Origin of the sequence: Salmonella sp. 741265116_PST (assembly GCF_046567715.1) — a bacterium.
GTDB lineage: Bacteria > Pseudomonadota > Gammaproteobacteria > Enterobacterales > Enterobacteriaceae > Salmonella > Salmonella enterica.
In genome coordinates this window covers 1-21,376 of record NZ_JBKFPH010000035.1, presented here as the reverse complement: position 1 = coordinate 21,376, position 21,376 = coordinate 1, and the positions used below count along the sequence as shown (strand labels likewise).

The window sequence follows — 21,376 nt, the reverse complement described above, 5'->3', positions numbered from 1 at the left end:
AACGATGACTGGAAAGCTATCTCCACGCGTCGAGGAGGCGCGTGATACTGCCGTCAGCCACTATGTGTTTGAAGCGCCGGTACGCCTGTGGCACTGGCTAACGGTGGCCTGCATGTTGGTACTGATGGTAACAGGCTACTTCATTGGCCGACCGCTGCCGTCGGTAAGTGGCGAGGCGACCTATCTGTTTTACATGGGTTATATCCGGCTGATCCACTTTGCCGCCGCGATGATCTTTACCGTGTTACTGCTGGGGCGAATTTATTGGGCCTGTGTCGGCAACCGCTATTCGCGAGAGCTGTTTATCGTCCCGATCTGGCGTCGCAGTTGGTGGCAAGGCGCTTTCTCCGTGGTCCGCTGGTATCTGTTTCTGGAGAAAAAACCGGGGAGCGACATCGGACATAACCCTGTCGCGCAGGCCGCGATGTTCGGCTATTTCCTGTTGTCGGTATTTATGATCCTCACCGGTTTCGCTCTGTTTGGCGAGCATAGCCAGTACGCCATCTTTGCGCCGTTCCGCTATGTGGTTGAATTTTTCTACTGGACCGGCGGCAACTCCATCGATATTCACAGCTGGCACCGACTGGGCATGTGGCTGATCGCCGCCTTCATCGTCGGGCACGTTTACCTCGCTATCCGGGAAGATATTATGTCCGACGATACGGTGATCTCCACCATGATCAATGGCTATCGCAGCCACAAATTCCCCAAACCACACGACAAGGAGCCCTCATGAATGCGCAACGCGTAGTGGTGATGGGGTTAGGAAACCTGCTGTGGGCCGATGAAGGATTCGGTATCCGGGTCGCGGAGCGTTTGTATGCCCGATATCACTGGCCTGAAGAGGTAGAAATTGTGGACGGCGGTACGCAAGGGCTAAACCTGTTAGGTTATGTAGAGCAAGCCAGCCATCTCCTGCTCCTTGACGCGATCGATTACGGCCTGGCGCCGGGCAGCCTGCGAACCTATGCCGGCGAGAAAATCCCCGCGTATCTCAGCGCCAAAAAAATGAGTCTGCATCAAAACAGTTTTTCCGAAGTTCTGGCGCTGGCCGACATCCGCGGGCATCTGCCCTGTCACATAGCGCTGGTCGGTCTGCAACCGGCGCAACTGGACGACTATGGCGGTAGCCTGAGCGAAATAGCTCGCAGCCAGCTACCGGCGGCGGAACAGGCCGCCCTGGCGCAACTGGCCGCCTGGGGGATCGTACCGCAGGCAAACGAGGTCGCACGCTGCCTGAACTATAAATGCCTGTCGATGGAAAATTATGAGGGAGTGCGCATACGTCAGTATCAGACACGTCTGGAGGGCAAAAGAAGTGGCGAATGACACCCCGTTCTCTGCGCTATGGCAACGCCTGTTAACCCGTGGATGGCAACCGGTAGAGGCTTCCACGGTAGACGACTGGATCAAACGGGTTGGAGATGGCGTCATCCTGTTAAGTAGCGATCCGCGGCGTACGCCGGAAGTCAGCGATAACCCGGTGATGATTGCCGAACTCCTGCGTGAGTTCCCGCAGTTTGACTGGCAGGTGGCGGTGGCCGACCTTGAACAAAGCGAAGCTATCGGCGATCGCTTTAATGTTCGTCGGTTTCCGGCGACGTTAGTTTTTACAGACGGCGAGCTACGCGGCGCGCTCAGCGGCATTCATCCCTGGGCTGAACTGCTCACGCTGATGCGTTCGATGGTTGACACTCCCGCAGCGCAGGAGACAGTACAATGAGCAACGCCTTTTTTCATCTGCTGGGGCCAGGTACGCAGCCTGATGACGCCAGTTTCTCGATGAATCCCTTACCGCTCACCTGTCAGGTCAATGGCGACCCAAGTATGGCGGCGCTGGAGCGCTGCGCTCACAGCCCGGCGGTGATGGCATTGTTGACCGATCTGCGAGGTCAGCTTGCCCGGCGCATCCCGGAAGTCGGCGACGTGCTGGGATGGGAGTTATCTCCCCTGAATGCCGATGATCTCTCATTCCTCAATACGCTATTGGGCGAAGGCGAAGTCTCGGTACGCATTCAGCATCCGGACGGGAGTGAAAGCGAGATCCAGGAGACCATCTTCTGCGGCCTGTGGCGGGTACGCCATCTGCATAACCGACGTCTGCTGACGGATCGTCTGGAAGCAGGTAGCGCGCCCCTGACATTATGGCAAGCGGCTACCGCCGATACGCTGCCTGACGACTCTCTGCTGCCTCCGCCTGTCGCTGGTTTGATGAATGGACTGCCGCTGGCCCATGAATTATTGGCGCACGTACGCGATCCAGCGTTGCAACCTCACAGCATCAATTTGACCCAACTGCCGCTCAGCGAGGCCGATCGTCTTTTTCTGGCGCGTTTATGCGGACACGGGAACATCCAGATTCGCATCTCCGGGTATGGCGAAAGCCAAATCAACGCCACAGCATTGCGCCATCTCTGGCATGTGCGCTGTCTGGACGCCCTTAAAGGGCCGTTGCTCGATAGCTATGAGATTTGTCCTTTGCCGGAGCTGGTACTGGCGGCCCCGGAAGATCTGGCCGATTCGCGCCAGCGCCTGGATGAAGTCTGCCGATGGCTGGAGACGCGCTAACGCTCTCAACAGGAACGTAACCGGTGTCCGGTACTGATTAGCTTTTTACTCTCTTTCTGCCTACAGGAGTTAGCATGTGGGATGTCATTGACTTATCGCGCTGGCAGTTTGCGCTGACCGCGCTGTATCACTTTTTATTTGTTCCTCTTACGCTTGGGCTGATTTTTTTGCTGGCCGTCATGGAGACGATCTATGTGGTGACGGGGAAAACCGTCTACCGCGATATGACGCGTTTCTGGGGCAAGCTCTTCGGGATCAATTTTGCTCTCGGTGTGGCTACCGGCCTGACCATGGAGTTTCAGTTCGGGACTAACTGGTCGCTCTATTCCAACTATGTGGGCGATATTTTCGGCGCGCCGCTGGCGATGGAAGCGTTACTGGCCTTTTTTCTCGAATCCACTTTTGTCGGTCTGTTCTTTTTCGGCTGGCAGCGGCTGAATAAATACCAACACCTGCTGGTCACCTGGCTGGTGGCCTTCGGCTCCAATATTTCAGCATTATGGATTCTGAATGCCAATGGCTGGATGCAGTATCCTACCGGCGCTCATTTCAACATCGATACGTTACGGATGGAAATGAGCAGCTTCAGCGATCTGGTCTTTAACCCGGTGAGCCAGGTGAAATTCGTCCATACCGTCATGTCCGGTTATGTCACCGGCGCCATGTTTATTATGTCCATCAGCGCCTGGTATCTGCTCCGTGGCCGCGAGCGTGAGGTGGCCTTGCGCTCGTTTGCTATCGGCTCAGTATTCGGCACCCTGGCCATTCTGGGAACCCTGCAACTGGGGGACAGTTCGGCCTACGAGGTCGCCCAAATTCAGCCGGTGAAACTGGCGGCGATGGAAGGCGAATGGCAAACCGAACCCGCGCCCGCGCCGTTTCATCTGATTGCCTGGCCGCAGCAGGAACAGGAGCGTAATGCGTTTGCCGTGAAGATCCCTGCTCTGCTGGGTATTCTGGCCACCCATTCGCTGGATACGCCGGTTCCGGGGTTAAAAAACCTGATGGACGACGCTCTGCCGCGCCTGAAGCGTGGCCGGGAGGCCTGGCTACTCATGCAGGAGATAGCGCAAGGCAATCGCTCGCCGCAGGTACTGAATGCGTTTCACGCCGTTGAGGGCGATCTGGGGTACGGCATTCTGCTGGCGAAATATGCCCCGGATATGAACCATGTGACGCCGGAGCAATATCGTGCGGCCCAGCGTGGCGCTATTCCTCAGGTGGCGCCGGTGTTCTGGAGTTTCCGTATTATGGTCGGCTGCGGTTCGCTGCTGTTAGTGGTGATGTTGATTGCGTTGATACAGACGCTGCGAATGCGTATCGACCAGCATCGCTGGGTATTGCGTATGACGCTCTGGAGCCTGCCGTTACCGTGGATTGCCATTGAAGCCGGTTGGTTTATGACGGAGTTTGGCCGTCAGCCCTGGGCGATTCAGGACATTCTGCCGACCTGGTACGCTCACTCCGCGCTGACGCCGGGCCAGCTGGCCTTCTCAATGGGACTTATCCTCGGACTTTACACCCTGTTTTTAATCGCGGAAGTCTATCTGATGCAGAAGTACGCGCGTCTTGGGCCGAGCGCCATGCAACATCAACAACAAGCGCAACAACAGGGATAAAGGAGACAATCATGTTGGATTATGAAACGTTGCGGTTCATTTGGTGGCTGCTGATCGGCGTCATCCTGGTGGCATTTATGGTAACTGACGGATTTGATATGGGTGTCGGTTGCCTGCTCCCGCTGATAGCGCGCAACGATGACGAACGCCGGGTATTGATCAATAGCGTGGGCGCCCACTGGGAAGGAAACCAGGTATGGTTGATTCTCGCGGGCGGGGCATTATTCGCCGCCTGGCCACGGGTCTATGCCGCCGCGTTTTCCGGTTTTTATGTGGCGATGATCCTGGTGCTGTGTGCCCTCTTCTTTCGCCCGCTGGCCTTTGATTATCGGGGAAAAATCGCCAATGCCCGCTGGCGCGCGCTGTGGGATACCGGTCTGGTTATTGGCAGCCTGGTTCCCCCAGTCGTATTCGGTATCGCGTTCGGCAACCTGTTTTTAGGCGTGCCGTTTGCCTTCACGCCGCAGCTTCATGTTGACTATTTTGGCACCTTCTGGCAGTTACTCTCGCCCTTTGCGCTACTGTGTGGATTATTGAGTCTGTCGTTGGTGATTATGCAAGGAGGCGTCTGGTTACAGTTGAAAACGGAGGGCGTTATTCGTCAACGGGCTCTGTCGGCCACCCGCCACAGCGCGCTGCTGATCGTGATCTGCTTCCTGCTGGCCGGTTACTGGCTGTGGGCCGGCGTTGATGGCTTTGTCTTGCTCACGCAGGATGCCAACGGCCCTTCCAATCCGCTCTTAAAAGGCGTGGCGATACTCCCTGGCGCATGGATGAACCACTTTATAGGCTCGCCGCTACTGCTCATCATCCCGTTGCTCGGTATGATCCTGCCGATTCTGGCTTTCTATGCCTGCCTTCGCGGTCAGACTATTCGTGGATTTCTGTTCGCTTCCCTGACCCAGGCCTGCGTCATCTTTACCGCCGGAATAACGCTATTTCCGTTTGTGATGCCGTCGAGTGTTAGTCCTCTCTCCAGCCTGACGGTGTGGGACAGCACCTCCAGCCAGATGACGCTCGAAATCATGCTGGTGATTGTGCTGATTTTTCTGCCGATCGTACTGTTCTATACGCTATGGAGCTATTACAAAATGTTGGGGCGTATCAACCTGGAGACCCTCCGCCGCAACGATCATGAACTTTATTAGGGAGCGGGAGCGATGTGGTATTTACTGTGGTTTGTCGGCATTCTGCTGATGTGCTCACTGTCGACACTGGCGCTGGTATGGCTTGAGTCGCGTCAACAATAAAGAGGTAAACCGGGGCCAGCGCCGTCTGACTCCGGTTATTTTTATCTTTTTACGCGCCTGGCGAAGACGTTTCCCCGCCGACAGGACGACATAACATTGATACATGTCGTTATCATAACGTTTACTTTTAGAGGTACGTCATAATTATGACAAATAGCCGCCTTGCACATATTACGCATATTTACGCAATTAATTGCATAATTAGCGATATATCACCTCTTATATAGGATAGTTAACCACTTCCCATCCAAAATCATAACGAAAATCCAACTGCCTGCCATTTTTGATCTGAGTTAATTGTTTAAAAAAGTGTTAAATTTATCGCTACATGGTGTGATCTACTATGTACCACGGTCAATTAAAGAACATATTACTTTTATCACTAAGGTTTATCATGGATAAGTTATCTTACGCTTCAGATAGCAGCACATCTGCCTGGAATACCTACCTGCAACAAATCGAGCGTGTGGCCCCTTATCTGGGCGAGTTATCCCCCTGGGTGGATACTCTGCGCCACCCAAAACGCGCTCTGATCGTCGATATTCCGGTACAAATGGATGATGGCACTATTCGTCATTTCGAAGGATATCGCGTGCAGCACAACCTCTCCCGAGGTCCGGGTAAAGGCGGTGTTCGCTACCATCCTGACGTTGATCTCAATGAAGTGATGGCCCTGTCAGCATGGATGACCATCAAATGTGCCGCGCTGAATCTGCCGTACGGCGGCGCCAAAGGCGGCATCCGCGTCGATCCGTTCTCGCTGTCGGAAGGTGAACTGGAGCGTTTGACCCGCCGCTATACCAGCGAGATCGGCATTATCATCGGGCCGCAGAAAGATATTCCTGCGCCGGATGTCGGCACCAACGGTAAAGTGATGGCCTGGATGATGGATACGTATTCCATGAATCATGGCACGACGATCACTGGCGTCGTCACCGGTAAGCCTATCCATCTTGGCGGTTCGCTGGGCCGTGAAAAAGCGACGGGACGCGGCGTTTTCGTCAGCGGGCTGGAAGCCGCGCGTCGGGCGAATATCGCCGTTGAAGGCGCTCGCGTTGCGGTTCAGGGTTTTGGTAACGTCGGCAGCGAAGCCGCGCGTCTGTTTGCCGGCGCTGGTGCCCGTGTCGTGGCGATTCAGGATCATACCGCGACCCTGTTTAACGCCACCGGTATTGACATGAAGGCGCTCACGGCATGGCAGATAGAACACAAACAGATAGCCGGTTTCCCGGGCGCGGAAACTATCGCCAGCGATGCGTTCTGGCGTCTGGAGATGGATATTCTGATCCCGGCGGCGCTTGAAGGCCAGATAACTCGCCAGCGCGCGGAAGCCCTGACGTGTAAGCTGGTGCTGGAAGGGGCTAACGGCCCGACCTATCCGGATGCTGATGATGTTCTGGCCAGCCGTGGTATCCTTGTGGTGCCTGACGTGGTCTGTAACGCAGGCGGCGTAACCGTCAGCTACTTCGAATGGGTACAAGATATGGCCAGCTTCTTCTGGAGCGAAGAAGAGATCAACGCGCGCATGGACAAAATCATGACCGACGCGATCGTCCATGTCTGGGAGAAAGCGGCTGAGAAATCCTGTTCTCTGCGCACCGCAGCCTATATTGTCGCCTGTGAGCGCATTCTGTTGGCCCGTAAAGATCGCGGTATCTATCCGGGTTAAGGCGACAAATCATTGCGCTAAAATCCACGTCCCGGCGTGGATTTTTTGTCTGTATACCCCGTTTTCCACGCGCGCGCCGATAAATTCTGTCTCAATAAAATGTCTGTTTGTTCGCAAAATAGCGGTTCAATCACGCGTATCTGGTCATCGTAGACTAAGGTTTTGTCATGGTAAATGCCGTTGGCTTTGGCTCACCGCTAAGGAGATAACTTGATGATACCCCCAGAGATTCGCCGTTCTGTTCTACTGCAGAAAGCCATAAAACTGGCGCTGGCAGGGACGCTGCTGACGTTTGCATCGTTTTCGGCAACTGCCGCAGACCCGTCTTCCGACACTGAAACTCCGCAGCCGCCGGATATTTTGCTTGGCCCGCTCTTTAATGATGTCCAGAATGCAAAACTCTTCCCCGACCAGAAAACCTTTGCTGACGCCATACCTAATAGCGATCCGCTCATGATTCTTGCGGATTATCGTATGCAGCGGAACCAGTCCGGCTTCGATTTGCGTCATTTTGTTGATGTTAACTTCACCCTGCCGAAAGCGGGTGAAAAATATGTCCCACCGGCCGGGCAGTCATTGCGTGAACATATTGATGGCCTGTGGCCGGTGCTGACCCGTTCAACTAAAAACGTCGAAAAGTGGGACTCGCTCTTGCCGTTGCCTGAATCCTATGTCGTGCCGGGTGGGCGATTCAGAGAGATTTACTACTGGGACAGCTACTTTACGATGCTGGGGCTGGCGGAAAGCGGGCACTGGGATAAGGTGGCGGATATGGTGGCGAACTTTGGTTACGAAATTGACGCCTGGGGGCATATTCCCAACGGCAACCGTACCTACTACCTGAGTCGTTCGCAGCCGCCTTTCTTTGCGTTTATGGTTGAGTTACTGGCGGAACATGAAGGTGACGATGCGCTGAAAGAATACCTGCCGCAACTGCAAAAAGAGTACGCCTATTGGATGGAGGGCGTTGAGACATTGCAGCCAGGGCAACAAAACCAACGCGTCGTCAAACTGGAGGACGGCAGCGTTCTCAACCGCTACTGGGACGATCGGGATACGCCCCGCCCTGAATCCTGGGTTGAAGATATCGCTACCGCCAAAAGCAACCCCAACCGCCCGGCAACGGAGATCTATCGGGACCTCCGATCTGCCGCCGCCTCCGGCTGGGATTTCAGCTCCCGCTGGATGGATAATCCGCAGCAGCTCAGTACCATTCGTACCACCACGATTGTCCCTGTCGATCTTAACGCTCTGCTGTATCAGTTGGAGAAAACCCTCGCCCGCGCCAGCGCTGCGGCGGGCGATCGGGCCAAAGCCTCGCAATATGACACGCTGGCCAACGCACGGCAAAAAGCCATTGAAATGCATCTGTGGAATAACAAAGAGGGTTGGTATGCCGACTACGATCTGCAGAACAATAAAATCCGTAACCAACTCACCGCTGCCGCGCTGTTCCCGCTCTATGTAAACGCCGCCGCGAAAGATCGCGCCGCGAAAGTGGCAGCGGCGGCCCAGGCGCATCTGCTACAGCCTGGCGGGCTGGCTACCACCTCGGTTAAAAGCGGACAGCAGTGGGATGCGCCAAACGGCTGGGCGCCGTTACAATGGGTCGCTACCGAAGGATTGCAAAATTATGGGCAGGATGACGTGGCAATGGAAGTCACCTGGCGCTTTTTAACCAATGTGCAGCACACCTACGATCGCGAGAAAAAACTGGTCGAAAAATATGATGTCAGCAGTACCGGAACCGGCGGTGGCGGCGGCGAATATCCCCTTCAGGACGGCTTTGGCTGGACCAACGGCGTGACGCTGAAAATGCTCGATCTGATTTGTCCGCAGGAAAAACCGTGTGATAGCGTACCGTCTACTCGTCCGGCATCGTTAAGCGCAACGCCGACAAAAACGCCGTCTGCAGCGACGCAGTAACGCGTGTTTATAGTAGGTTGACCCGGCGCTGACCGGGTCAACGCTTAAACGTTTTGCAGCGGTTAGCCGCGTCGCAGAAGGCGGAAAATCACCAGCACCACAATCGCGCCCACCACGGCGACCAGGAAACTGTGCAGATTAAAGCCGCTGATACTGCCGCCAATACCAAACATCGTCGCCAGCCATCCGCCAACGACCGCCCCGACGATACCGAGAATACAGGTCAGGATAAATCCCCCGCCATCGCGCCCCGGCATAAGCAATTTGGCGATAACGCCGGCAATCAAACCAAAAATAATCCAGGCGATAATTCCCATTTGCAAACCCTCTTTCCAGTAAAAACGTTTTAAGTATAGGCAAAGTCGAGCGTCGCATTTCTGAACACTGATTTATCTCGCGGACATAAAAATTTATTTATCGCTATTAAGTTCTTTCTACCGATGCCGATAACCCAACGATAGTCTGCGTATCAGGGGTTATTTCGTGTGAGTGGTTACAATGAGCAGTTCCTGAAAAAAAATCCATTAGCGATATTAGGCGTGCTACGGGATTTAAATAAAAATCAGGTTCCACTGCGTATTTCATGGGCGCATGGTCAATTCATCAGTAAAATTTTGGCGGTAGCCCCGGAAAAACTCATCGTGGATTACGGCAGCCAGGAATATGAAAATAGCGCCGTATTACGCGCCGGGCAGGTAGCCATTATCGCAGAAACGCAGGGCGCAAAAGTCGAGTTCACGTTGCCGCAACTCGTTACAGGTGAATATCAGCGGCTGCCGGCCTTTATCACGCCCCTGCCGTCGTCACTGTGGTTTGTCCAGCGCCGGGAGTATTTTCGTATTGGCGCGCCGCTATATCCACCTTATTACGGCGTCACCACGCTACCGGACACCCGTACGTTACGTTTTCGCCTGTTTGATCTTTCCCTGGGCGGCATGGGCGCGCTACTGGAATCCGCCATCCCCGACGGACTAATCGAAGGCGCGCGCTTTTCGCAGGTTGAACTGAACATGGGGCCATGGGGGATTCTTCACGTTGACGCCCAGCTTATCGCCATCAGCGAGCGTAAGGTGATTGATGGGAAAAATGAAACGATCACCACTCCCCGCCTGAGCTTTCGTTTCCTTAACGTTAGCCCGGCGGTGGAGCGGGAGTTGCAGCGGATTATTTTTTCGCTTGAGCGCGACGCCCGAGAAAGAGCGAATAAAGTGCGAGAATAATCTTCACGCTAAACTACATGGCGTCCAGCGCCTGCTGAAGCTTCCAGATATAGCGCGGCGCCTGCGGCGCGGGATGATTATCAACAACATGCTCAAAAAACTCGTCCGCATCCAGATCGTTAATTTTTTCTATCGCCTTCTTCCTGTCGGATGAAAAAGTACGCAATAACGCGCCTGCGCCGTTAGCATAAGAGACGACCAGCGCATATTGCATCACCTGCGGATCTTTGATGCCGGCCAGCGGCCCATTTTCCAGAATGCTCAGATACGCCGCGCCCATTGAGATGTTACGCTCAGGGTTTTTCAGCTCGCTGGTGGTCGGTTCGCCACGCCAGCCCATGCGACGGTAAACGTCGCGCCCGGAGGTCGACGCCTTTAACTGCATCAGGCCAATCGCATTGGACTTACTGACCGCGTTAGGGTTGCCGCCAGATTCAATGGCGATAATCGCGGTGATTAAATGCGGATCAACCCCCCATGCCGCCCCGGCTTTTTCACTGATGGGCATCCACTGCATCGCACGCTTTACAGGCACTTCGGCATTCCACGGCGGATTTCTGTAATCCTGTTTTGAGCTACAGCCAGCCAGTATTACTACCAAAAAAGCAAACCATCTTAATTTCACGTCATCTATCCTTATAGCCGTAACTTATCTGCCGAAGAGGTCATACCGCCCCGGCCAGGCACTTAGGTTGCCTCCCTGATGCGCATCCAGAAACGTCGCACAACGAGGGACATCGCCTAATATATGCGGCATGATATACATTTGCATTCTATTGTCAGCAAGGAATTACCATGTCTCTGTTTCATTTAATCGCCCCCTCGGGCTACTGTATTAACCAACAGGCCGCGTTACGCGGCGTTCAGCGCCTGACTGACGCGGGTCATCAGGTGGAGAATGACGAGGTGATTCGTCGCCGCTATCAGCGTTTTGCCGGTACGGACGCGGAACGGCTGGCCGATGTTAATTCGCTGGCCTCGCTAACTTCGCCGGATACGATTGTCATGCCGGTTCGCGGCGGCTATGGCGCCAGCCGCTTGCTGGATCGTATCGACTGGCAGGCGCTCGCCTCCCGGCAACAGCGCGATCCCTTACTGATTTGCGGTCATAGCGATTTTACGGCGATTCAGGCTGGACTCCTGGCGCAGGCCAATGTCGTCACCTTTAGCGGTCCTATGCTGGCGGCAAATTTTGGCGCCGAAACGCTGAATACGTTCACCGAGCAACATTTCTGGCTGGCGCTACGCAGGGCGCAATTTACCGTAGAGTGGCAAGGCGACGGCCCTCAGTGCGACGTACAAGGCACCTTATGGGGCGGAAATCTGGCGATGTTGATTTCCCTTATCGGTACGCCCTGGATGCCGACTATCGATAAAGGAATTTTAGTGCTGGAAGATGTCAATGAGCATCCTTTCCGGGTGGAGCGTATGCTTTTGCAACTGGAGTACGCCGGAATTTTAAACCGCCAGAGCGCCATCGTTCTCGGCAGCTTTAGCGGCGCGGCGCCCAACGAGTATGACGCAGGTTATTCTCTGGAGAGCGTCTACGCGTTTTTACGTTCCCGTCTGTCCGTTCCGCTGATTACCGGTCTCGACTTCGGGCATGAACAGCGTACGGTGACGCTCCCTATCGGGGCAAACGCGACGCTTAAAAATACGCGCCAGGGGACTCAACTCACTTTATCTGGACATCCTACGCTGCAATTGTAAAAAAAGTCCCCGACAGGCTAAGTAAAACGCTGCCCTGGCCGTTATTATGTTAATGTTAAATAATACGAAGTCGTGTGAGTCAGGAGAGATAAAACGTTGGATGCTGCAACAATTATTAGTCTATTTATTTTAGGTTCCATCCTTGTAACCAGCAGTATCCTGTTAAGTTCATTCTCATCGCGACTGGGTATCCCGATTCTGGTCATTTTCCTCGCCATTGGGATGTTAGCGGGTGTGGATGGCATTGGCGGTATTCCTTTCGATAATTATCCTTTCGCTTATATGGTCAGTAACCTGGCGCTGGCGATTATTTTACTCGATGGCGGAATGCGCACCCAGGCCAGCTCTTTCCGGGTAGCGCTGGGCCCCGCGCTGTCGCTGGCGACGCTCGGCGTGCTGATCACGTCGGGGTTAACAGGTATGATGGCCGCCTGGCTGTTTCATCTGGATCTTATCGAAGGTCTGCTTATCGGCGCGATAGTCGGTTCCACTGACGCCGCAGCGGTCTTTTCTCTGCTTGGCGGCAAAGGGCTAAACGAACGTGTAGGCTCCACGCTGGAGATCGAATCGGGAAGTAACGACCCGATGGCCGTTTTTCTGACCATTACATTAATTGAGATGATCCAGAAGCATGAAACCGGCCTGGACTGGATGTTTGCCGTCCATATTATCCAACAGTTCGGTCTCGGTATTGTTTTTGGCCTGGGCGGCGGTTACCTGCTACAGCAGATGATCAACCGTATTTCTCTGCCCAGCGGCCTGTATCCGATGCTGGCGCTCAGCGGCGGTATTCTGATTTTTGCTTTGACGACCGCGCTTGAAGGCAGCGGCATTCTCGCGGTCTATCTGTGCGGATTCCTGTTAGGAAACCGTCCGATTCGCAACCGTTACGGCATCCTGCAAAACTTTGACGGACTGGCCTGGCTGGCGCAGATCTCAATGTTCCTGGTCCTGGGGCTGTTGGTGACGCCTTCCGATCTGTGGCCGATTGCCGCCCCTGCGCTTATTCTCTCTATCTGGATGATTTTCTTCGCCCGCCCACTGTCGGTGTTTACCGGCCTGCTGCCATTTCGCGGCTTTAATCTTCGGGAGCGCATTTTCATCAGTTGGGTCGGACTGCGCGGCGCGGTGCCGATTATTCTCGCCGTTTTCCCGATGATGGCCGGGCTTGAAAACGCTCGCCTGTTCTTTAATGTCGCTTTCTTTGTGGTACTGGTGTCACTGCTCCTGCAGGGAACATCGCTGTCATGGGCGGCGAAAAGAGCCAAAGTGGTCGTGCCTCCGGTTGGCTGGCCAGTATCGCGCGTGGGGCTTGACATCCATCCTGATAATCCGTGGGAGCAATTCATCTATCAGTTGAGCGCCGACAAATGGTGCGTCGGTGCGGCGTTGCGCGACCTGCATATGCCGAACGAAACCCGCATTGCCGCGCTATTTCGCAATAATGAACTGTTTCACCCCACGGGTAGTACTCGTCTGCAGGAAGGCGACGTACTCTGCGTGATTGGCCGGGAGCGCGATCTGCCAGCGCTGGGCAAATTGTTCAGCCAGTCGCCGCCGGTTTCGTTAGATCAGCGTTTCTTTGGCGATTTTATCCTCGAAGCGAATGCGAAATTCGCCGACGTGGCGCTTATCTACGGGCTGGAGGAAGGAACGGAATACCGGGATAAACAACAAACCCTGGGTGAAATCATACAGCAACTGCTGGGCGCTGCGCCGGTCGTCGGCGATCAGGTGGAGTTTGGCGGCATGATTTGGACGGTAGCTGAAAAAGAAGATAACGTGGTACGCAAGATTGGGGTGCGCGTCGCCGAAGACGAAGCAGAATAAGGTCGTCGAACAACGTCGACCCGCCCCCAGGCGGACCGGTCGACGCCTTAGCCTGAGTCAGGTTACGTTGTCACAAACGGCACGCGCGGCGCTACGGCGCACAGTAGCTCATAGCCCAGCGTGCCTGCTGCAGAGGCGACATCATCGACCTTAATTTCTTTGCCCCATAATTCAACCGGCGTGCCGATTCCCGCCTGCGGACACGGCGTCAAATCCACCGCCAGCATATCCATTGAAACGGTGCCTACTGTTCTGGTACGGATACCGTCCACCAGCACGGGCGTCCCGGTCGGCGCATGGCGTGGATAGCCATCGGCATAACCCGCCGCGACGATGCCAATGCGTTGTTCCTGAGTCACAGAATACCCTCCGCCATAGCCTACCCTTTCACCCGTACTCAGCGTCTGCACGCCAATAATTTCGCTACTCAGCGTCATCACGGGTTTTAGTCCAGTATCGGCAATATCCCGCCACTGTCCTGACGGCGACGCGCCGTACAAAATAATGCCCGGCCTGACCCAGTCATAATGCGCCTGGGGATGCCACAGCGTCGCTGCCGAATTTGATAACGAGTATGCACACTGCAGACCTTCTGTCGCCAGCGCAATACGCCTCATCGCCTCCCCGATACCTTCCGGATGATCGGCCTGAGCAAAATGTGACATCAGGGTCATTTCACCGACATTGCGCATTGCCCGCAATTGCTGCCAGACGGTCTGCGCCCGCTCAGGCTGAAAACCGAGTCGGTTCATGCCGCTGTTGACTTTGACATAGATATCCAGCGGCGCGTTAAGCCGCGCATTTTGCAGCGCTTTCAACTGCCAGTTACTGTGGATGCAGGTGGTCAGCCGATAAGCGTCATACGCCTCCAGGTCTTGCGCATGGAAAAACCCCTCCAGCATCAATATCGGCCCTTTCCATCCGCGCTCACGCAGGGTAATCGCCTCTTCAAGGTTGAGCATAGCGAAACCATCTGTGGCGCCCAGCGCGCTCCAGACGCGTTCAATACCGTGGCCGTAGGCGTTGGCTTTCACTACCGACCAGACGCGCGCCTCTGGGGCCGCCCGGCGCACAATAGCCAAATTTTGTTTCATTACCTGTAAATCAAGGCTGGCCTGTATAGGGCGGGTCATTTCACTTCCTTTATCAGTTATGCGCGCTATGCAAACGTTGCGGGCGGGTGGGCATAAAATCGGAACGGTATCGCGCCACGCTCAGATCGTCGTAGGGTATCGCTGGCGTACGACCCGACAAGATATCGCTTAACAACTGGCCTGAACCGCAGGCCATCGTCCAGCCTAATGTGCCGTGTCCAGTATTAAGCCACAGATTTTTATAACGGGTGCGTCCTACTACCGGCGTGCCGTCCGGCGTCATGGGGCGCAGGCCGGTCCAGAATGTGGCCTGCTCAATATGACCGCCGCGCGGAAAGAGATCGCGCACAACCATCTCCAGCGTCTCGCGGCGCGGTTGCAGTAAGTCGGTATTAAAGCCCACGATTTCCGCCATTCCCCCCACGCGAATACGCTTATCAAAACGCGTAATAGCGATTTTGTAGGTTTCATCAAGAATCGTCGATACCGGCGCGCCGTCTGGCTCGACGATTGGGATGGTTAATGAATAGCCTTTCAGCGGATACACCGGAATATCAACAATGCCTTTAAGCATCGCCGTCGAATACGATCCAAACGCCATGACATACGCATCTGCTTTAATGATCTCATCGGCGCATTTCACGCCGTAAATCTGTTCATTTTCGTACAGTAATTTTTCCACGGGAGTATTAAAGCGAAAGGTTACGCCCGCCTGCTCCGCCATGCGTGCCAGACGCTGGGTAAAGAGCTGACAGTCCCCGGTTTCATCATTCGGTAAGCGCAGCCCGCCGGTTAATTTATGCGCAACCTCAGCCAGAGCGGGTTCAACCTCCGCCAGTCGGCTGGCTTCCAGGAGCTGATACGGCACCCCGGCATCTTCCAGCACGGCGATATCACGGGTGGCGTTCTCATACTGTTGCTCGGTGCGAAAGAGCTGCAGCGTTCCCCCCTGGCGGCCTTCATACTCGATACCGGTCGCGGCGCGTAGCGTTTTCAGACAGTCGCGGCTATATTCCGCCAGGCGCACCATGCGGCCTTTATTTTCCATATAATGCCGGGTATCGCAGTTACGCAGCATTTGCCACATCCACTTCAGTTGAAATGGGGTGCCATCCAGACGCACCGCCAGCGGCGCATGGCGCTGGAACATCCATTTTATCGCCTTCAACGGTACGCCAGGGGCCGCCCAGGGCGCCGCATATCCCGGTGAAATTTGTCCGGCATTCGCCGCGCTGGTTTCTTGCGCCGGGCCGGATTCGCGATCGATGACGGTGACATCATGCCCCGCCTGACTCAAATACCAGGCGCTGGTCACGCCAACTACGCCACTCCCCAGGATGACAACTCGCATAGCCACTCCGTTAATAGTAAAAGAACAATCTTCTGATTACATCTTGATAACTCAGATGAAAACATTATTCAACATATGACTTTTTTATGGTGACGTGCTTCACATATACCCTAAAGGCAAGCGATCCCACTGGTTTGGGATCTCCTGCTACGCGGCATGGCTATACAGCATAAAATGATGCCAATACCCGTTTTTTTGCCGTTCAGAGTGGAGGAAATCGCAAAGAAAAGTTTTCACGATCAAGTCGTTTTTTAACATGGTGTTCTATGCTTGAAAGGAGGCGCTCCATACAGAGAGCGTCGCCAACAATGAGGGTGCGCGAATGGCAACGATTGATTCCATGAACAAGGACACCACACGTTTGAGCGATGGACCCGACTGGACATTTGATCTGCTGGATGTCTATCTGGCAGAGATAGACCGCGTGGCGAAACTCTACCAACTGGATACTTACCCGCACCAAATTGAAGTCATCACTTCCGAACAGATGATGGACGCCTACTCCAGCGTCGGGATGCCGATCAACTATCCGCACTGGTCGTTTGGTAAAAAGTTCATTGAGACGGAACGTCTGTATAAGCATGGCCAACAAGGACTGGCTTATGAAATTGTGATCAACTCTAATCCCTGCATTGCCTACCTGATGGAAGAGAACACCATCACCATGCAGGCGCTGGTCATGGCGCACGCCTGTTACGGACACAACTCCTTTTTTAAAAATAATTATCTCTTCCGGAGCTGGACGGATGCCAGCTCTATCGTCGATTACCTGATTTTCGCCCGGAATTACATTACCCACTGTGAAGAACGCTACGGAGTGGATGAAGTAGAAAAACTGCTCGACTCCTGCCACGCGCTGATGAATTACGGCGTCGATCGCTATAAGCGCCCGCAGAAAATCTCGTTGCAGGAAGAGAAAGCGCGACAAAAAAGCCGGGAAGAGTATCTACAAAGCCAGGTGAATATGCTGTGGCGCACGCTGCCAAAACGCGAGGAAGAAAAAACGGTCGCCGAAGCACGCCGCTTTCCCGCTGAACCGCAGGAAAACCTGCTCTATTTTATGGAGAAAAACGCCCCGTTGCTTGAGCCGTGGCAGCGCGAAATTCTGCGCATCGTGCGTAAAGTCAGCCAGTATTTTTATCCGCAGAAACAGACGCAGGTCATGAACGAGGGCTGGGCGACCTTCTGGCACTACACCATCCTGAACCATCTGTATGATGAAGGCAAAGTGACGGAACGCTTTATGCTGGAGTTTTTACACAGCCATACCAATGTCGTATTTCAGCCGCCCTATAATAGCCCCTGGTATAGCGGAATTAACCCCTATGCGCTCGGCTTTGCCATGTTCCAGGATATCAAGCGTATTTGTCAGTCGCCCACGGATGAAGATAAATACTGGTTTCCGGATATTGCTGGTTCCGACTGGCTGGAAACGCTGCACTTCGCCATGCGCGATTTTAAAGATGAAAGCTTTATCAGCCAGTTCCTGTCGCCAAAAGTGATGCGTGATTTCCGTTTCTTCACGGTACTTGATGATGACAGGCATAATTATCTGGAGATCTCCGCCATTCATAACGAAGAAGGTTATCGGGAGATTCGATCAAAACTGTCGTCACAGTATAACCTGAGCAACCTGGAGCCGAATATTCAGGTCTGGAATGTGGATTTACGCGGCGACAGATCGCTGACGTTGCGTTATATCCCGCATAACCGCGCGCCGCTGGATAAAGGCCGCAAAGAGGTGCTGAAACATGTGCATCGGTTATGGGGCTTTGATGTGATGCTGGAGCAACAAAATGAGGATGGCAGCGTAGAACTGCTGGAGCGTTGTCCGCCGCGGATGAACACGCTGTAATCGAGATGCTGCCCGGTAGTGTTTGCGCCTACCGGGCATCGCGGGATTATCGTCCCTGAATCGCTAAATCGCCGGGCAGATTTTTCTGCATCCGATGCCAAATCTCGCCGCTGTCATGCCCGTAACGCCGCACCGTTTCATACACCTGGTCGTGCGCGCCCTGCTCGCATAACGACGATAATTTATGATAGAAACCCAGTGCCAGACTGCGCGCTTCCGGATTGGCGAAATAGTGGCGACCAATGCGGGTGTATAACCCTTTCATGCCGTTCAGGATCAAGCCGTAAATAGGATTGCCGGAGGCAAATGCCAGACCACGAAAGATGTTATAGTCCAGATCGGCGAATGCATCGGCATGGTCGGCCACTTCGTGGGCAGTGGCCAGCACTTCCTGCGCCTTATCCGGGTGTTGACGCAACGCGGTGCGAATAAAGATAGTAGAAATATTGGTACGCACCGACAACAAATTGTCGATCAGTTGCGGAACGCTTTCATGATCAAGGCGGGCCAGCGTTTCAAGGATATTCAGCCCTGACGTTTCCCAAAAATTATTAACCTTTGTCGGTTTGCCATGCTGAATGGTCAACCAGCCATCTCGCGCCAGCCGCTGTAACACTTCGCGTAATGTCGTGCGCGTCACGCCGATCAGTTCGGAGAGTTCTCGTTCTGCCGGTAAGATCGTGCCCGGAGGAAAGCGGTTATTCCAGATACTTTCAATAATATACTCTTCCGCGAAACCCGCCGGGCTCTGCGCCTTAATGACCATAGTGAGATTTCCATTACACAGCAAAACATAGTTGTACTCATCATACCAGACGGGCGTAACACCTGATAGCGGACGCAATGAAGAAAAAGGGGATCAAGGCACCATTTCTGATATTGCCTGCCAATATCGTTAAGGACTTGCTTGCATTCGTCGCGCTCGCTACTCTCTGTGTTTAAACATAAAAACGCTATTTCATTTTTCTAGGTAAGGAAAAATTTCATGGAGATCTCATGGGGTCGCGCCATGTGGCGCAACTTTTTAGGCCAGTCGCCCGACTGGTACAAACTGGCACTACTTGTCTTTTTAATTGTTAACCCATTCATTTTCTTAGCTAATCCCTTTATTGCCGGTTGGCTGCTGGTGGCAGAGTTTATCTTCACCCTGGCGATGGCGTTAAAGTGTTATCCCCTGCTGCCCGGCGGGTTACTGGCCATTGAAGCCGTCATCATCGGCATGACCAGCGCCGCCCATGTACGTGAAGAGGTTGCCGCCAACCTGGAAGTCTTGCTGCTGCTGATGTTTATGGTGGCAGGCATCTACTTTATGAAGCAATTATTGCTGTTTATTTTTACCCGTCTGTTACTCAGTATCCGCTCGAAGATGGTTCTGTCGCTGGCCTTTTGCGTCGCCGCCGCGTTCTTGTCAGCTTTCCTTGACGCGCTTACCGTCGTTGCGGTGGTGATCAGCGTCGCCGTCGGTTTTTACGGGATTTACCATCGTGTGGCCTCATCGCGCGGCGAAGAGAACGATATGCTGGACGACAGCCATATCGATCCGCATTACAAAACGGTGCTGGAGCAATTCCGCGGATTCTTGCGTAGTCTGATGATGCATGCAGGCGTGGGGACGGCGCTGGGCGGCGTCATGACCATGGTCGGGGAGCCGCAAAACCTGATCATCGCTAAAGCGGCTGGCTGGCATTTCGGCGACTTCTTTTTACGGATGTCGCCTGTCACCGTCCCGGTACTGATATGTGGACTGTTAACCTGTATGCTGGTCGAGAAAATGCGCTGGTTTGGCTATGGCGAAACGTTGCCCGAAAAAGTCCGCGACGTCTTGCAGCAATTCGACGATCAAAGCCGTAAGAAGCGCACCCGCCAGGATAAAATTAAGCTAATAGTCCAGGCGGTTATTGGCGTCTGGCTGGTTACCGCCCTCGCCCTCCATCTCGCGGAGGTGGGACTGATTGGTCTGTCGGTCATTATTCTGGCCACCGCGTTAACGGGTGTCACCGATGAACACGCCATCGGCAAAGCGTTTACCGAGTCGCTGCCGTTTACTGCGCTGTTAACCGTTTTCTTCTCCATTGTGGCGGTTATTATCGATCAACATCTTTTCGCGCCGATTATTCAGTTTGTCTTGCAAGCCTCTGAACACGCGCAGCTAACGCTGTTCTATCTCTTTAACGGCCTGTTGTCTTCCATCTCAGATAACGTCTTTGTCGGCACCATTTATATCAACGAAGCGAAGGCGGCAATGGAAAACGGCGCTATCAGCTTAAAACAGTTTGAGCTGTTAGCCGTGGCCATCAATACCGGTACTAACCTGCCATCGGTAGCGACGCCAAATGGTCAGGCGGCATTCTTATTCCTGCTGACCTCCGCGCTGGCGCCGTTAATCCGTCTCTCCTATGGCCGTATGGTCTGGATGGCGTTACCGTACACTATCGTACTGACCCTGATAGGGCTACTGTGCGTCGAATTCACTCTTGCGCCGGTCACCGAATGGATGACTCAGGCAGGATGGTTAGCAACGCTTTCGTAACGTTTGGCCGGGCAATACACCGCCCGGCTCCGATTTTTGCCTGATAATTATCCAATTACACATTATTTCATTTCCCGCTAGTGGCGCATGAATTGAATTGGTTTACACTGCGGTCTCTACGCATGTTGCAGGGAAATTATTATGTTGCGATTTTTAAACCAGTGCTCACGGGGTCGGGGCGCATGGTTACTGATGGCGTTTACCGCCCTAGCGCTGGAAATGGTGGCGCTGTGGTTCCAGCACGTCATGTTACTTAAACCTTGCGTGCTATGTATTTACGAACGTTGCGCCCTGTTTGGCGTGATGGGCGCGGGTCTGGTCGGCGCAATAGCGCCGAAAACGCCGCTGCGATACGTGGCAATGGTTATCTGGATTTACAGCGCCTGGCGGGGTCTACAACTGGCGTATGAACATACGATGATTCAGTTGCATCCCTCGCCGTTCATGACCTGTGACTTTATGGCGCGCTTTCCAGACTGGTTGCCGTTGGGTAAATGGCTGCCGCAGGTGTTTGTGGCATCCGGTGATTGCGCCGAACGCCAGTGGTCGTTTTTAACGCTGGAGATGCCGCAATGGCTGTTGGGGATCTTTGCCGCTTACCTTGTGGTGGCGATAGCCGTCGTCATAGCCCAGGCATTTAAGCCTAAAAAACGCGATCTGTTCGGTCGTTGATACACACGCTCCTTCGGGAGTAATGCCGATCAGTTAAGGATCGGTTGACCGATCCAGTGGTTGTGTAAGAATCCGGAAATGC

General features: G+C 54.0%; 20 protein-coding genes. 15 read left to right on the top strand and 5 right to left on the bottom strand.

Going from position 1 to position 21,376, the window contains the following annotated elements; genetic code table 11:
• Positions 1-4: 4 nt before the first annotated feature.
• From hyaC to ACLD11_RS18860, 9 genes are all read left to right on the top strand, one after another.
• Positions 5-736, top strand: a complete 732-nt coding sequence (gene hyaC, locus ACLD11_RS18900; RefSeq protein ID WP_080167235.1) for a Ni/Fe-hydrogenase b-type cytochrome subunit — start codon at positions 5-7, stop codon at positions 734-736.
• On the top strand, positions 733-1,329 hold the full coding sequence (gene hyaD, locus ACLD11_RS18895; protein ID WP_000993809.1) for a hydrogenase 1 maturation protease: 597 nt from the start codon (positions 733-735) through the stop codon (positions 1,327-1,329). Before hyaC ends, hyaD begins: the two co-directional genes overlap by 4 nt.
• Positions 1,319-1,723: a hydrogenase-1 operon protein HyaE gene (gene hyaE / locus ACLD11_RS18890; protein ID WP_001262580.1), complete on the top strand. Its 405-nt coding sequence runs from the start codon at positions 1,319-1,321 to the stop codon at positions 1,721-1,723. The genes hyaD and hyaE overlap by 11 nt, the downstream gene beginning before the upstream one ends.
• A complete protein-coding gene (locus tag ACLD11_RS18885) occupies positions 1,720-2,568 on the top strand; it encodes a hydrogenase expression/formation protein (RefSeq protein ID WP_000063377.1) in 849 nt (282 codons plus the stop codon). The genes hyaE and ACLD11_RS18885 overlap by 4 nt, the downstream gene beginning before the upstream one ends.
• Positions 2,569-2,642: 74 nt before the next feature.
• Positions 2,643-4,187 carry a cytochrome bd-II oxidase subunit 1 gene (gene appC, locus ACLD11_RS18880; protein ID WP_000263613.1) on the top strand — a complete coding sequence of 515 codons (1,545 nt, stop codon included), beginning with the start codon at positions 2,643-2,645 and terminating at the stop codon, positions 4,185-4,187.
• 11 nt (positions 4,188-4,198) lie between these two features.
• On the top strand, positions 4,199-5,335 hold the full coding sequence (gene appB / locus ACLD11_RS18875) for a cytochrome d ubiquinol oxidase subunit II (protein ID WP_079981240.1): 1,137 nt from the start codon (positions 4,199-4,201) through the stop codon (positions 5,333-5,335).
• 12 nt (positions 5,336-5,347) lie between these two features.
• Entirely contained in the window at positions 5,348-5,437 is a 90-nt protein-coding gene (cbdX, locus tag ACLD11_RS18870) for a cytochrome bd-II oxidase subunit CbdX (RefSeq protein ID WP_000270301.1), read from the top strand.
• Between the two features lie 394 nt (positions 5,438-5,831).
• Positions 5,832-7,106 (top strand): Glu/Leu/Phe/Val family dehydrogenase, encoded by a 1,275-nt coding sequence (locus ACLD11_RS18865; protein WP_411015252.1) that lies wholly within the window; start codon positions 5,832-5,834, stop codon positions 7,104-7,106.
• Between the two features lie 213 nt (positions 7,107-7,319).
• Positions 7,320-9,032 (top strand): alpha,alpha-trehalase, encoded by a 1,713-nt coding sequence (locus ACLD11_RS18860; RefSeq protein WP_411015254.1) that lies wholly within the window; start codon positions 7,320-7,322, stop codon positions 9,030-9,032.
• A 62-nt stretch (positions 9,033-9,094) separates the two neighbouring features.
• On the opposite strand, the gene ACLD11_RS18855 is transcribed toward ACLD11_RS18860, so the two are convergent.
• Positions 9,095-9,349, bottom strand: coding sequence for a GlsB/YeaQ/YmgE family stress response membrane protein (locus tag ACLD11_RS18855; protein WP_000511320.1), 255 nt, complete (start codon positions 9,347-9,349; stop codon positions 9,095-9,097).
• A 168-nt stretch (positions 9,350-9,517) separates the two neighbouring features.
• On the opposite strand from ACLD11_RS18855, the gene ycgR reads away from it, so the two are divergent.
• Positions 9,518-10,252, top strand: coding sequence for a flagellar brake protein YcgR (gene ycgR, locus ACLD11_RS18850; protein WP_411015251.1), 735 nt, complete (start codon positions 9,518-9,520; stop codon positions 10,250-10,252).
• Positions 10,253-10,265: 13 nt separating this feature from the next.
• On the opposite strand, the gene emtA is transcribed toward ycgR, so the two are convergent.
• The gene (gene emtA / locus ACLD11_RS18845) at positions 10,266-10,877 is read right to left on the bottom strand and encodes a membrane-bound lytic murein transglycosylase EmtA (protein WP_000776974.1); all 612 of its coding nucleotides are present in this window, start codon (positions 10,875-10,877) and stop codon (positions 10,266-10,268) included.
• Between the two features lie 170 nt (positions 10,878-11,047).
• Between emtA and ldcA the strand changes: the two genes are divergently transcribed.
• Both ldcA and ACLD11_RS18835 read left to right on the top strand, forming a co-directional pair.
• Positions 11,048-11,962, top strand: coding sequence for a muramoyltetrapeptide carboxypeptidase (gene ldcA, locus ACLD11_RS18840; RefSeq protein ID WP_411015250.1), 915 nt, complete (start codon positions 11,048-11,050; stop codon positions 11,960-11,962).
• 96 nt (positions 11,963-12,058) lie between these two features.
• Entirely contained in the window at positions 12,059-13,792 is a 1,734-nt protein-coding gene (locus tag ACLD11_RS18835) for a potassium/proton antiporter (RefSeq protein WP_411015249.1), read from the top strand.
• Positions 13,793-13,854: 62 nt separating this feature from the next.
• On the opposite strand, the gene dadX is transcribed toward ACLD11_RS18835, so the two are convergent.
• Together dadX and ACLD11_RS18825 are read right to left on the bottom strand one after the other, a co-directional pair.
• Positions 13,855-14,925, bottom strand: a complete 1,071-nt coding sequence (dadX, locus tag ACLD11_RS18830; RefSeq protein WP_183058882.1) for a catabolic alanine racemase DadX — start codon at positions 14,923-14,925, stop codon at positions 13,855-13,857.
• Positions 14,926-14,938: 13 nt separating this feature from the next.
• A complete protein-coding gene (locus tag ACLD11_RS18825) occupies positions 14,939-16,237 on the bottom strand; it encodes a D-amino acid dehydrogenase (protein ID WP_183058883.1) in 1,299 nt (432 codons plus the stop codon).
• A 322-nt stretch (positions 16,238-16,559) separates the two neighbouring features.
• Here ACLD11_RS18825 and ACLD11_RS18820 point away from each other — a divergent pair, with 322 nt between their 5' ends.
• Positions 16,560-18,092, top strand: coding sequence for a SpoVR family protein (locus tag ACLD11_RS18820; RefSeq protein ID WP_411015248.1), 1,533 nt, complete (start codon positions 16,560-16,562; stop codon positions 18,090-18,092).
• A 46-nt stretch (positions 18,093-18,138) separates the two neighbouring features.
• Here the strand turns inward: ACLD11_RS18820 and fadR are convergent, their stop codons facing one another.
• Complete coding sequence (fadR, locus tag ACLD11_RS18815; RefSeq protein ID WP_000234826.1) at positions 18,139-18,858, bottom strand: fatty acid metabolism transcriptional regulator FadR; 720 nt, start codon at positions 18,856-18,858, stop codon at positions 18,139-18,141.
• Between the two features lie 219 nt (positions 18,859-19,077).
• Here fadR and nhaB point away from each other — a divergent pair, with 219 nt between their 5' ends.
• Together nhaB and dsbB are read left to right on the top strand one after the other, a co-directional pair.
• The gene (nhaB, locus tag ACLD11_RS18810; protein WP_411015247.1) at positions 19,078-20,622 is read left to right on the top strand and encodes a Na(+)/H(+) antiporter NhaB; all 1,545 of its coding nucleotides are present in this window, start codon (positions 19,078-19,080) and stop codon (positions 20,620-20,622) included.
• Positions 20,623-20,763: 141 nt separating this feature from the next.
• Entirely contained in the window at positions 20,764-21,294 is a 531-nt protein-coding gene (gene dsbB, locus ACLD11_RS18805) for a disulfide bond formation protein DsbB (protein ID WP_000943475.1), read from the top strand.
• Positions 21,295-21,376 lie beyond the last annotated feature (82 nt).